Origin of the sequence: Bacillus sp. JS, from assembly GCF_000259365.1 — a bacterium.
Classification (GTDB): domain Bacteria; phylum Bacillota; class Bacilli; order Bacillales; family Bacillaceae; genus Bacillus; species Bacillus stercoris.
The window spans coordinates 587,537-599,922 of the sequence record NC_017743.1 but is presented as its reverse complement, the minus strand read 5'-3'; the positions used below and the strand labels follow the sequence as shown (position 1 = coordinate 599,922).

10 protein-coding genes and 2 pseudogenes are annotated in these 12,386 nt (G+C 38.6%); 6 read left to right on the top strand and 6 right to left on the bottom strand.

The window, feature by feature from the left end; genetic code table 11:
• Positions 1-38: 38 nt before the first annotated feature.
• Positions 39-1,487, bottom strand: a complete 1,449-nt coding sequence (locus tag MY9_RS03110; protein ID WP_014662941.1) for an aminotransferase-like domain-containing protein — start codon at positions 1,485-1,487, stop codon at positions 39-41.
• A 132-nt stretch (positions 1,488-1,619) separates the two neighbouring features.
• On the opposite strand from MY9_RS03110, the gene MY9_RS03105 reads away from it, so the two are divergent.
• The 6 genes from MY9_RS03105 (at position 1,620) to MY9_RS03080 (ending at position 8,179) form a co-directional block, all read left to right on the top strand.
• Positions 1,620-2,522, top strand: coding sequence for a DMT family transporter (locus MY9_RS03105; protein WP_014662940.1), 903 nt, complete (start codon positions 1,620-1,622; stop codon positions 2,520-2,522).
• A 251-nt stretch (positions 2,523-2,773) separates the two neighbouring features.
• Entirely contained in the window at positions 2,774-3,466 is a 693-nt protein-coding gene (locus MY9_RS03100; protein WP_040084380.1) for a response regulator transcription factor, read from the top strand.
• Between the two features lie 12 nt (positions 3,467-3,478).
• Complete coding sequence (locus MY9_RS03095; RefSeq protein ID WP_014662938.1) at positions 3,479-4,927, top strand: HAMP domain-containing sensor histidine kinase; 1,449 nt, start codon at positions 3,479-3,481, stop codon at positions 4,925-4,927.
• On the top strand, positions 4,924-6,063 hold the full coding sequence (locus MY9_RS03090) for a hypothetical protein (RefSeq protein WP_014662937.1): 1,140 nt from the start codon (positions 4,924-4,926) through the stop codon (positions 6,061-6,063). The genes MY9_RS03095 and MY9_RS03090 overlap by 4 nt, the downstream gene beginning before the upstream one ends.
• A 246-nt stretch (positions 6,064-6,309) precedes the next feature.
• Entirely contained in the window at positions 6,310-7,137 is an 828-nt protein-coding gene (locus MY9_RS03085; RefSeq protein WP_031315635.1) for a polysaccharide deacetylase family protein, read from the top strand.
• Positions 7,138-7,291: 154 nt separating this feature from the next.
• Positions 7,292-8,179, top strand: coding sequence for an LCP family glycopolymer transferase (locus MY9_RS03080; RefSeq protein WP_029878427.1), 888 nt, complete (start codon positions 7,292-7,294; stop codon positions 8,177-8,179).
• A gap of 68 nt (positions 8,180-8,247) precedes the next feature.
• On the opposite strand, the gene MY9_RS03075 is transcribed toward MY9_RS03080, so the two are convergent.
• The 5 genes and pseudogenes from MY9_RS03075 to MY9_RS03055 form a co-directional block, all read right to left on the bottom strand.
• Positions 8,248-9,063, bottom strand: coding sequence for a GNAT family N-acetyltransferase (locus tag MY9_RS03075; RefSeq protein WP_014662934.1), 816 nt, complete (start codon positions 9,061-9,063; stop codon positions 8,248-8,250).
• Between the two features lie 128 nt (positions 9,064-9,191).
• A pseudogene (locus tag MY9_RS03070) lies at positions 9,192-9,506 on the bottom strand (arsenate reductase/protein-tyrosine-phosphatase family protein).
• 57 nt (positions 9,507-9,563) lie between these two features.
• A complete protein-coding gene (locus MY9_RS03065) occupies positions 9,564-10,871 on the bottom strand; it encodes an arsenical efflux pump membrane protein ArsB (protein ID WP_014662932.1) in 1,308 nt (435 codons plus the stop codon).
• 12 nt (positions 10,872-10,883) lie between these two features.
• Positions 10,884-11,154 (bottom strand): annotated as a pseudogene (locus MY9_RS03060) (ArsR family transcriptional regulator).
• A gap of 526 nt (positions 11,155-11,680) precedes the next feature.
• On the bottom strand, positions 11,681-12,259 hold the full coding sequence (locus MY9_RS03055; RefSeq protein WP_080478165.1) for a TetR/AcrR family transcriptional regulator: 579 nt from the start codon (positions 12,257-12,259) through the stop codon (positions 11,681-11,683).
• Between the last annotated feature and the right edge of the window lie 127 nt (positions 12,260-12,386).

Here is a 12,386-nt window from a genome sequence, read left to right as displayed (position 1 = left end):
CTCTTTTTTAGTGAAACATCCATTTAAGGATATAAAAGTTACTTACTTGCCAATTCTTTTATCATCAAACCCAACTCATAAATCCCCTTTTGAAGGTCTTTAAGAGATGCATAAGCATATGATAAGCGAATATAATTCCCTTTTTCCTGAGCATAGATACTACCCAGATTGAGCAGAATCCCTTTTGATAAGGCTTTAGTATAAAGTAATTTCATTGATATGGAAGGCAATATTTTTATCCAGACAAAAAACCCTCCTTTTGGGATATTCCATGTCGCCACATCTTTCAAATGAGTTTCTAAAGCACTCAAGGCCAATTCTCTTCTCACCTTTAAATGCTGCCTAACCTTTTCTACATGCTGCTGGTATTGGCCGGAAGTAAACCACTCCGCCGCTACTCTTTGGGATAGCGAACTGGATCCGTAATCTGTTTGCATTTTAATGTCAGATAAACGTTCAATCACCGGTTCCGGTCCGACGATCCATCCAATCCTCAAACCTGGGCTTAAAGTTTTCGATAAACTTCCTATATACAGTACATGTCCATTTTTATCAATTGTTTTAATAGGATATGGCGGGATTTCATCGATCCATAACTCACGATAAATGTCATCTTCAATAATAGGAAGCTGTGTATTCTCACTTACTGCTAGGATTTCTTCCCGCCGCTTTTTAGACATAAGAATACCAGTCGGATTGTGAAAACATGGATTTGTATATAAGATAGCCCTTCCACGCTCTCCTCTTGTTAAATGAACATTTTCAGGCAAAAGTCCTTCATTATCCATAGGAAGTCCAGTCAGCTTCATACCAGCTGATTGAAATACGTGTAATGAATAAAGGTAGGAGGGCTGATCAAGATATACGGTTGATCCTCTTTGTAACAGCCCCATTGATATTAGCTGCAAGGCTTGCAGCGCTCCTGAGACAATCAGAATGGAAGAAGATGAGACGTTGATTCCAATGGTTTTTAAATAGTTGCTCAATGCCTCCCTCAAAGGTAAGTAACCTTTTGGTTCTTCATATCCGAATGCCTCCATGTGTTGAGATACCTTCCCCATCATCTCTTTCATAACAGCCAAAGGAAAAATCTCAGCTGAAAGTTCACCTTTACTGAGCTGTATAAGGTCTGTATTTGATTCTGATTGATTGATCTCTTGAACGATTTTTCGGCTTGGCATCTGAATGCCAGAGGTGACATATCGATCCCAATCGGGAGCAGAATTCTTAGCCATCAGTGTCCATGTGTTGTTCATAACAACTGTGCCTTTCCCCATTGTGCCTTCTATTAACCCATCAGCCATCAATTCCTCTAAGGCTGTAATCACTGTGCTCCGATTCACCTGAAAATCTTTTGCAAGCGTGCGCTGGCTTGGAATCTTGCTTCCAATCGGCCACTCACCATTTCCTATTTTCTCTTTAATAAAATGAACGATTTGTCTGTACTTAGGGAGCTTTTTCATCTTTTTTTCTTCTGGAAAGCTCATAAAATCGGTCTCCTTAAACTAAATTGGTTGGGTCAAAATCCGTTTAACTGGTTGAAGCCATATCACCAAATCTTTATTAATATAAAAACACATTAAATAACTGGTTGGTTTTTGTAAAGAGGAGAGGGAAATATGCAAAAGAAAACAGTTCAATTGATCACCTCAAACAGTCTGATGATCTGTTTATGGGCATCTGCTTTTCCGGGAATTCGCGCAGGACTAGAGGGGTACACACCAGAACACCTTGCTTTATTTCGCTTGTTAATCGGCTCTATGGCATTATTGCTTTTTGCTGTTTTGACTCGGATGCGCCTACCCGACTTGAAAGACATTCCTGCCATTTTTCTTTTAGGGTTTTTAGGTTTTGCACTCTATCACATTTTGCTGAACATTGGTGAAAAAACAGTTAGTGCCGGAGTTGCAAGCTTACTCGTTACTACAGCACCGATCTTCTCAGCCATGCTATCCCGCCTGTTTTTTAGAGAGCATTTTGGATTTGCGAAATGGATTGGCTCTATGATCAGTTTATTGGGTGTATTATTGATTGCATTTGGGGCGGGAGACTTTACATATTCAATGAGCGGTATCTTGGTTATCCTGCTGGCAGCTTTTTCTGAAAGTATTTACTTCGTTTTTCAACCTAGCTATATAAAAAAATATGGTTTTATTCCATTTGTTACATTTACCATTTGGGGCGGAACAATACCTATGCTTATTTTTTTGCCTGGCTTAGGCTCGGAGGTGATAGACGCACCTTTGAACGCTACATTGTCGATTGTTTATTTAGGTTTATTGCCAACAGTTGTGCCATACTTTGCCCTTGCATATGTTACTTCACTCGTCGGTGCTTCAGAAGCAACCCTTTCACTTTATGTTACACCGGCTTTAGCCTTGATCATATCTTGGATCTGGATCGGCGAAATACCCACACTGATCTCTCTGCTAGGCGGAGTGGTTACAGTTGGCGGGGTATGTTTTACCTATTTAACACCCAATAAAATCAAACGATATGGAAACGCTCTTATACATAAATAAAGAAGATACCCGCATCATTTGGTTTCTTTTTAATAAGCTCATTTATCAATTAAAATTGTTTACCATAGTCCTCTAATCAAACGATAGCTCAATTCCCCCGATTTTGTTGACGATGGTGAAAATATATCCAATTATAGTTTGATCTGAAGTTCTGAATAATCGCTATTAAAAAGAATGCTATAATGAGTGATATTGCAGACTCTAAGATAGATATATTCAATTTAATCATGAAACAGGGAATGAATGAAATAATGGATAAAATGAAAATACTTATTATTGAAGATGATGAAGCAATAGCAGATCTGCTTTCATACGGGCTTACGCAGGAAGGTTTTCAAACGTGTACTGAATCTAACGGAGCTTTAGGGATGAAACAGTTAGACCAATTCAAACCCGATCTTCTGCTGCTTGATTGGATGCTGCCAGATTGCAGCGGATTGGATATCTGTAAAAAAGTGACCCAACGCTATAATATCCCTATACTTATGATCACCGCAAAGTCAGATATCACTGATAAAGTCCTTGGGTTGGAATTTGGGGCTGACGATTATATTACAAAGCCATTTGACTTGCGTGAAGTTATCGCCAGAATTCGTACAATACTCAGGCGTCTTGAACAAGCTAACCACGTGAATGATCGAGGATCGTCTAATGAGGATCACATTCAACTAAAAAATATTGTGATGATCCCAGACGAAAGAATAGTAAAAAAAGATGGGATCATTGTTGATTTGACTCCTAAAGAATTTGATCTGCTTAAGACATTGATTGACCATCGTGGAAAAATCTTTACACGTTCAGAGCTGTTGGAATTTGTTTGGGGCTACGATTTTGCCGGGGATACACGTACGGTAGATACTCATATCCAAAGACTCCGTAAAAAACTGGATGCAAGCGACCTCATTAAAACAGTGTTTGGCATTGGATATAAATTCGAGAAGTAGGAGGAGTAGAGAGTGTTACGGACGATCAAGGGTAAATTTATTATTGGTTTTTTTCTGATTTTTTCTCTCTCTTTCCTAGTGCTTAATCAAACGGTCAAAAGCGTCATTTGGTCAAGCAATGAAAAAATTGTGACCTCAGATTTAATAGACTTAAAAAAAAACAGCATCATGTATATCAATCAAGCATTTTTAATCAATCATTATAAAAACAATGAACTATACTTCGGCGATATGGCCGATGAAATAGTGGATAGTTTAACTCATTCAACAGGAAGCAATGTAGGCGTTTATACCGTAGATGGCACTTTGTTGTCTTCTTCTAATAAAACAGTGTTTTCGCAAGGTATTGACGAGGACCTAACAAAAGCAATTAACGGAAAAAATGCTTATCATATCACCTATGATCGAAATCAAGCACAGGTGTTTTTTTCTTATCCAGTTGTCATTGATGGTGCAAAAGTTGGCATATTGCGTTTTTCTAAAGATTTTAATTTGCTTTACAAACAAAGCGGAGAGATTTTAAATATTATTTTTTATATCGCTCTTGCGATATTTGTGGCGGCGTTTCTTTTCTCTTATATACTCTCCAGACACATCACGATTCCAATCGTCAAGCTGACAGAGGCCACCTCAGAAGTCAAAAAGGGAAAGCTGGATGTGGATATCCATTTTTCTAGAAAAGATGAAATTGGCCAGCTTACGGTTAATTTCAATGATATGATCACCAGAATTAGGGATCAAATTTCAACTATCGAAAAAGATCGGGATAGGTTAAAGGAACTTAATGAACAGGAAAAACGTTTTTTTGACAATATGACCCATGAACTGAAAACACCTCTGACTTCTATTCAAGGCTATGCTGAAATCATAAAACAAAAAGGGGAATCAGATCAGGCGTTTTTTGATAAAGGAATGAATCATATTGTTGAAGAAAGCCGGCGTCTGCACAATTTGGTTATAAAACTTCTTGAGGTATCTAGAGAAACCTCTAAAGAACAATTCGATAGGATTGATGCAGGAACGATTTTGAAAGATGTATGCGAATCTATGAAATTTCGTGCAGAACGATATAAAAAGAAGATCACCTATGAGATAGAAGACAGTCTCTATGTGTATGGTCAAAAGAATAGAGTGCGCCAACTCTTTATTAATCTTTTGGACAATGCGATCAAATACAGTTTATCTCATTCAGAAATCATGATTCAGGCTAAAGTTGCGGGAGATCAGGTTCTTTTTATGTTCAAAAATCCAAGTGATCCATATGACGACAACCAATACACAAAAGTGTTTCAGCCTTTTTATTCAATAAACCAAAAGGTGACGGAAGAAGGAAGTTTAGGGTTGGGGTTAAGCATAGTTAAAACAATTGTCGAAAAACATGGAGGAACAATCAAGATGTTCTACGAAGAAAAACATACAATCATCACTATTGAACTAGCTTACATGAAGGTTGAGAAATGATCATGAAGAACAAACGGTTTATTATATTGTCAGGGATATTATTGATTTCCTTGATTTTTGTATCCAGCTATAATATGGGCAAGCGATCTGAAACCATCATCATTCCAAACAAGGAAGAGAGCCAGATTGATGACGATCAGAAGTCGGGCTCCTTTCAGGTGAAGAAGATATATCGCCTCCCTCAAGCTGACCAGTTGCTTGGCTGGTCTTCATCAAACGCTGTAGTTGGTTTTTTCAAAGGAAATGACACAACGGAAGGTAAAGCGCAGCATCTTCAGAATGTCTCCTATCCTTTTGAAAAACCTGAAACTCTGCAGAGCATTGACCGCAATACTTCCAACCTTAAGTTGTCTCCCGACGGGAAAAGTATCGCCGGATTAACGATGTCATCAAATAAGATAACACTAAATCTAATATCACTGACGAACAGAAACAAAAAGGAAATAGCCAGCTTTTCTTCTAGCAAGGATGCCTTTGTACAGGATATTTCATGGTCAAATAATAGCAAATACATTTGTTATCTTGTCATTGACACGACAAAAAATGACCAGACTGCGGTCAATGTATTCAACATAGATTCCGGAACCCTCAAAACGTATCCATTGAAGAATGTTGATGAAAAGGATTCGCTTACGGCAGTTTCCATTTCAGATGATGGACGTAGTTTGCTGCTTACCATGTTACAAGGGCAACAATACCGCATTATGACGGGGACCATCAGCGGTGACAGCATCACTATTCAAAATAAGCGGCAGATTAGCCCCTATGGTAAACCTGTTTGGTTAAACAATGACCAATTTGTATTTTTAGGTATCGGAGAAACCTTATACGAATACGACCTCAGAAACAGTGAGCTCTCTGTTCTGCTCGAAAATGTAGCTGTTTTTACCATATCTAATGATCGAAAGAAGATCGCTTACTCTTTATATGACAAGGACAATACTTATGCAGGAAAGCTGCAAGGGAAAAATGTCCTCTACGCAGAACCTATATACCACGGCGCCAACCCATCAGAAATATATTGGAGTCCAGATGGCAGCAACCTGCTTGTTTATGAACAAAACCAGTATACTTCTATGGAAAACTCATCAGCCCGATTTTTTGACGATCGCTCTTATATCATATCCTTCAAGTAAACCTTATTTCTATTGAATAGAAATAAGGTTTTTTCTTATACCTGCAAGATATTACATAACAATGATTCCTTCATTTGTTGACATTTTGTTTACAAGTTGATCAAACTTCTGCGATAACCCCCATCTATATTAAAAGAGCATCATTTTTACCGGGCTTTGTCTCCAAAGTTTCATTGGCCTTCTAATTTATGTGACTCGTTCGCGAGAAAACTAGTTTTGATATCTACAATTGAGGAGTTGGAAAAAGTGTCAAATTCACCAAGAAGGGATCGTAAGTTGAATCAAATAGGAAAAATAGGTTTTGGGATATTGATTATTCTAGGTGTAACGTTACTATGCATTTCCTGGAAGGCACTTGCCGGCCCAAAGCAGGAACCAATAAAAGAAAGTACAAACGCTTCTGAGCAGGCGCATATAGAAACACACAAAAATTCAGCACAGAAAAAAGAACAAAAAAAACCTGCTGAAATCGGGAAGGTCGTTTATTTAACATTTGATGACGGACCAAACCCTGCTGCTTCAGAGAAAATTATGGATTTGCTTCATAAATACAATGCAAAGGGAACGTTTTTTATGTTAAAACCAAATATCGAGCGAAATCCTAATATTGTGAGAAAAATGGCGGAAAACGGTCATTCTGTTGGGTCTCACGGCGTGACGCACCAGGTTTCCGAGATCTATAAATCCCCTGAAAGCTTTGCTGCAGAAATGAACGATACATTGGACTACATTAAAGAAACAACCAAAGTCAACACGCATTTAATAAGAGCACCTTACGGGTCAAAGCCTTACATTACTGGCCCTTTTAGAGATGTTGTGGAGCGTGATCATTTTAACCTGTGGGATTGGACGGTTGACTCAGAGGACTGGAAGTACACTCATGGAGAGTTTGTTAAGAGTGTCATTCAGCAAGTCAAAACCCTTGAAGGAAAAGAGCCGCTTATTGTATTAATGCATGAAAAGCCGACTACCGCGGCGTATTTGGAACAATTATTAAAATATTTCCGGGAAAGTGGATACGAAATGAAAGCAATTCATGATTCAATCAAACCGGTACAATTCAGATTCAATTGAAGTATAAATTTAAAGTATCTTATATGAACTACAAAATATCACGGAGATAAAAGAATTATTTATTAGAGAATCGTTAAGAACCAGTACAATATATAAATATTCAACTTGATCAGGAAGGAATTTGATAGTGAAAATCGGGAGAAGGAAACTGAAAATGCAGAGTATTTTATTGTTTGTTCTAGCCCTCTTGTTAACCATTGGAGGCCTGACCTGCTATAGCATTTACCGAAACGTAGCAAAATCGGTCAACCATATGTATGAACCTCTGCAAAGAGATTCTAAGCAACAAGATGCTAGTCTTGGACATGATCCTATATCGATTCTTTTGCTGGGAGTAGATGAGCGCCCCGGTGATAAAGGACGACCTGATTCGATGATCGTACTGACTTTAAATCCAGAGACGAAAACATCGACGATGGTAAGTATACCGCGTGATACCAGAGTATTTATGCGATCAAAGAATACCAACATTAAAATGAACGCAGCATATACTTACGAGGGTATTGAAGGTGCCGTTCAAACCGTTGAACAATTTTTAAACATTCCAATCAATTATTATATCAAAGTCAATATGGAAGGGTTTAAAGATATTGTAGATGAGATTGGCGGAATCACAGTGAATAATGATTTCCCTTTTACCCTTGAAGGGGTGCATATACCAAAAGGGGAACAGCACCTGGATGGAAAGGTTGCCCTTAAATACGCACGGATGAGAAAAGAAGATCCTCGCGGTGATTTTGGGCGGCAGCAGCGGCAGCGAGAAATCATTAACCAAATTATTCACGAAGGAGCACAATTAAAATCATTAAAAAACTATCAAGGAATTTTGGCTGCCTTAGAAAAAAATATACAAACAAACTTAACACTTGATAAAATGATTGATATTCAACGCTCTTATAAAGAAGCCGTTCAACATGTCAAACAGATCGAAATAAAAGGTGAGGATAAAAAGATAGATCACTTATGGTATCACGTTGTAACTGATGAAACGAGAAAGGACTTATCGAAGAAACTTCGCCAGCAATTAAATCTAGATTCTTAATAAAATAAAACCCTTATTCACCAACCGCTTACTCATGTAAAGAGAAGAGTTCTTGCCTCTTCTCTTTTTTATGATTTCCCGGAATAAAAAAGAGAGTATTCGATTATTTTCTTAAATCCTAGTTTAGCTGCTAATGCAATGGACGATTTGTTGCAAACATCACAATCCCACCCAGGAACAATCCCATTTTCCATACAAAACGCTATAAACCTATTTGCTACGCAATAAGCTAAGCCCAGTCCTCTGTATTCTTCAAGTGTATAGATATCCATTTCCGCTAATCCATGCCCTACAAATATAGAAGTACACTCACTTACTACATGATTGCCATGTAATACGGCAAATCCAAAACCTTTTGAAGAAAACTGTGAGACAGAATCCCAATACTCCTCATAATAAGCTCTGTTAAAAGCTGTGCTGTTTGTCATGATATCTTCATCTATTCTTTTCAATACAAGCCCCTTTGGAAGTTCAAAAGGCGGTTTAGAGGTTTTTTGCCGAAAAGAAAATGCCATTCTCCTCATTTGGTTCATGTCATCTTTCAATATGGTTTTCAGTACGCTATCCCATCTATCACTGGAAGAAAACAGGGTAAATCGTTTTGTTGATTTCGCTTGTTTTTCATAATATTCAGCAATGAAATCATTAAAAACTTGATTCTCCGGGTCTCCCGCAATAAAATAAATGCCTGATTTCGTTCCTATAAAAAACGATTTAGGGCAAGTTTGGTCATCTACATAAACAACTCCCGGAATAGCTTGGTCTAATATTGAATAGACAAATGTGGGACAATATTTGTCAGCAAACGTTGTTTTTAAGCTGCTATATTTTTCTTTCGTTAATTCCTTCAAACAAACAACCCCTTTACAACTCTTCTCCTTCATGATTCTGTTAACAAAATCAATTTTCCTCCGTCACAAGCTAAATAACTTCTCTGTTACGGATCTCAGACAAATGAAAACAAAAAACAGGTCTCTGCACTCAGCTCGCAGACACCTGTTGAACAGCACATTTATTCCCCAGTTTCAGCAAACGGTTTTAAACGGTCACCAATATCCGCACGGACTCTTTGGAAAAACGTCTTCTGTTCCGTGTGCTTTTGCCGGATCATCAAATCCCCAATTTATCTGCTGCACCCCGCAGAGTGTAACAACGAAATCAGCATTGTTTATAATATTCGGATCAGATATCCGATGCTTGATTTGAAATATCAATCCCTGCTTCTTTCATGGCTTTGACAGCATTCGGATGTCATCTATGAGCTTCGATTCCTGCGCTGTACACATTCCACTTGTCTCCAAGTATTTCCCCCCCACCCTTCAGCCATTTGGCTGCGGCAAGAGTTACCTGTGCAATGTTTTCCTTGATATATTGACTTGTCCTTTTAGAAACAAGAATGGATGATCAGCAGCCAAATATACAGGCCGACAAGTGTGATCAATAAAGTGGGTATCGTGAGGATAATTCCTGTTTTAAAATACGTGCCCCAGGAAATCTTCATACCTTTTTGTGAAAGGACATGAAGCCATAACAATGTCGCCAAGGAACCAATCGGCGTTATTTTAGGCCCTAAATCTGAACCGATCACATTTGCATAAATAAGCGCTTCTCTCATCATCCCATGTGTATCTGTACCGGCAATAGCCAATGCGTCAATCATAACAGTCGGCAAGTTATTCATAATGGAAGAAAGAATGGCCGCAATAAAGCCCATTCCAATTGTCCCGGCAAACATCCCGTGATCAGCTGCGGCTTGAATGACATCTGAAAGGACATCAGTTAATCCGGCATTTCGGACACCATATACAACAACATACATGCCAATTGAAAAGAATACGATAGCCCATGGCGCTTCTTTCACCACTTTCTTTGTATGGACGGCCGGACTCTTTTTCGCAGCGATTAAAAAAATGATTGCAATACTGCCAGCTACCACTGATACAGGGATAGATAAAAATTCACTTACAAAATATCCAACCACCAGGAGCCCCAAGATATACCACGATAGTCTGAACATGTTTTGATCTTTAATCGCTTCAATAGGTTTCTTCACCTCAGACAGATCATAACGTTTTGGTATGCTTTTTCTAAAGAAAAGGTAAAGCACAATGATGCTCGCCAGCAGTGAAAACAAGTTCGGGACAATCATTCTGGATGCATATTCAATAAATGTAATATGAAAATAATCCGCTGAAACGATGTTGACCAAATTGCTCACTACTAATGGAAGCGAGGTCGTATCTGCAATAAATCCGCTGGCAATGATAAAAGGAAAAACTAATTTTTCATTGAAATGTAATGCTCTGACCATCGCTAATACAATTGGTGTCAATATAAGAGCGGCACCGTCATTTGCAAATAACGCAGCGACGATAGCTCCTAATATAGATACATAAACGAACATCCGCACACCGTTTCCTTTTGCAGCCTTAGCCATATGAAGCGCTGCCCATTCAAAGAAACCGATATTATCAAGAATTAACGATATCAGTATGATAGCCACAAAAGCCAATGTCGCATTCCAAACAATCCCTGTCACAGTTAACACATCATGAAAATTGACAACACCTGCTACTAGAGCTAAAACTGCGCCTCCACAGGCTGACCATCCTATTGATAAATTTTTCGGCTGCCATATGACCAATACTAGAGTTAATAAAAAGATGAATACGGCCAAAATCATTGATGTCAATCTAATGCCTCCTTACTGGCAACACGCTTGAGTTTCCTTTTGTTTGATGTGGTTTAACAATTCATCCTCCTGATCGATTTGATGTAAGATCAATTGCAATGTTTGGCCTCTTCTGTCCTCATTCACAAACCCTGCGTTTTTTAATTTTCGCAAATGCTGGCTTATTTCGAACATATCAACCAATTGACAGACACAATATTCTTGTTCAAGAAATCATTTCATCATTTGTTTGATCACTAAGTGTTTTTAAACAGCGAGTCATCGCCGCAACATCAAAAGTCATATGCACTCGTCCTTCACAACTCGTTATATAAGCAACAAATGTCTATACATTCCCCTTTACGTTTCTTTATACAGCGCTCTGTTTGTCTAAACGAAAGCATGAGTCTCTCCCCGCGTTTTTTTAGCGCCTCCGCCATTATATAAACTATTATTTATATAAACAATCCCTTATATTTGGAACATCAAGGCTTTTTGATTCCTTAACACCAACCTCCTTCTGAAAACCCTTTGCATTGCTTCATTACACATTAGATTTGATTATTTTGACATTGAAGAATGCCATTTTATTTGTATGGGACCGGCTGTTTTCAATCATGATCCAGATCATGATAAAAATGAGACGATTTCAAGTTGCAGGGAGTGGTCATTCAGCCAATGCTGAATATAGACGGAGCATCCGGTCATAAAAAAAACAGGCCTCTTTAGAGGCCTGTTTTATACTGCAAGTATTTTCTCCATTGCCATGACATCTACGAAATGGCCGTTAATTTCTCCCTGTTCTTTGAAGGCTTTCTGTACCAAATCTTTCACGTAGCTTGAACTCCTTCAAACGCATTCATCACCAAATCATGCACATAGGAGTCATTCACCTCGTCCCCTGTTATAAGCAGACGATAGAAAATCGGTCCGTATATGAGATCTATACTTACTTCAATATCAAGATTCTCTCTCAATTCACCTTTCTGAATTCCCTTTTCTAGAAGGCCTTTCGCTTGGAGGCGGCGAGGCTGGAAAAATCGTGTGCGATATTCTTCTGCCAATTTTTCATCCAACTGCCCTGCACCTATTAATTCCTTAATAACGGTTCCTTCCCTGCTTGTCAAAAACCTTGCTAAATTCGTGGCGTGGGTTACTATATCGTGTACTGACGACCCTGTATCAGGCACAGGCAGCCTGTCCGTCGCGGTCGAAAGAAAGCTGTCCATGATAACGGCAGCCTTGTTAGACCACCATTTATAAATCGTTGCTTTACTCACTTTCGCACGCTCGGCAATTTTATCGACTGTCACCGCATCGAAGCCTTTTTCCAGCAATAGGTCATAGGCTGCAGAGAGAATCGCCTTATGCGTTCCTTCATCACGCGGCCGCCCTCGTTTACTCTGCACATGAATCATTCCTTCCCAAAATATAAACGATACGTTCAGTATACTTAACCTTTATAAAAAAAGAAAACAGAAGCCTATTTACAAAACTGAACGTTTAGTATATTATTTTTCTTAATCAACAAAACTG

Bases quoted from the DNA above. Each gene is read 5' to 3' on its own strand.
- MY9_RS03110 (WP_014662941.1), bottom strand. From the start codon at position 1,487: ATGAGCTTTCCAGAAGAAAAAAAGATGAAAAAGCTCCCTAAGTACAGA.
- MY9_RS03075 (WP_014662934.1), bottom strand. From the start codon at position 9,063: ATGAAGGAGAAGAGTTGTAAAGGGGTTGTTTGTTTGAAGGAATTAACG.
- MY9_RS03105 (WP_014662940.1), top strand. From the start codon at position 1,620: ATGCAAAAGAAAACAGTTCAATTGATCACCTCAAACAGTCTGATGATC.
- MY9_RS03090 (WP_014662937.1), top strand. From the start codon at position 4,924: ATGATCATGAAGAACAAACGGTTTATTATATTGTCAGGGATATTATTG.
- MY9_RS03100 (WP_040084380.1), top strand. From the start codon at position 2,774: ATGGATAAAATGAAAATACTTATTATTGAAGATGATGAAGCAATAGCA.
- MY9_RS03080 (WP_029878427.1), top strand. From the start codon at position 7,292: ATGCAGAGTATTTTATTGTTTGTTCTAGCCCTCTTGTTAACCATTGGA.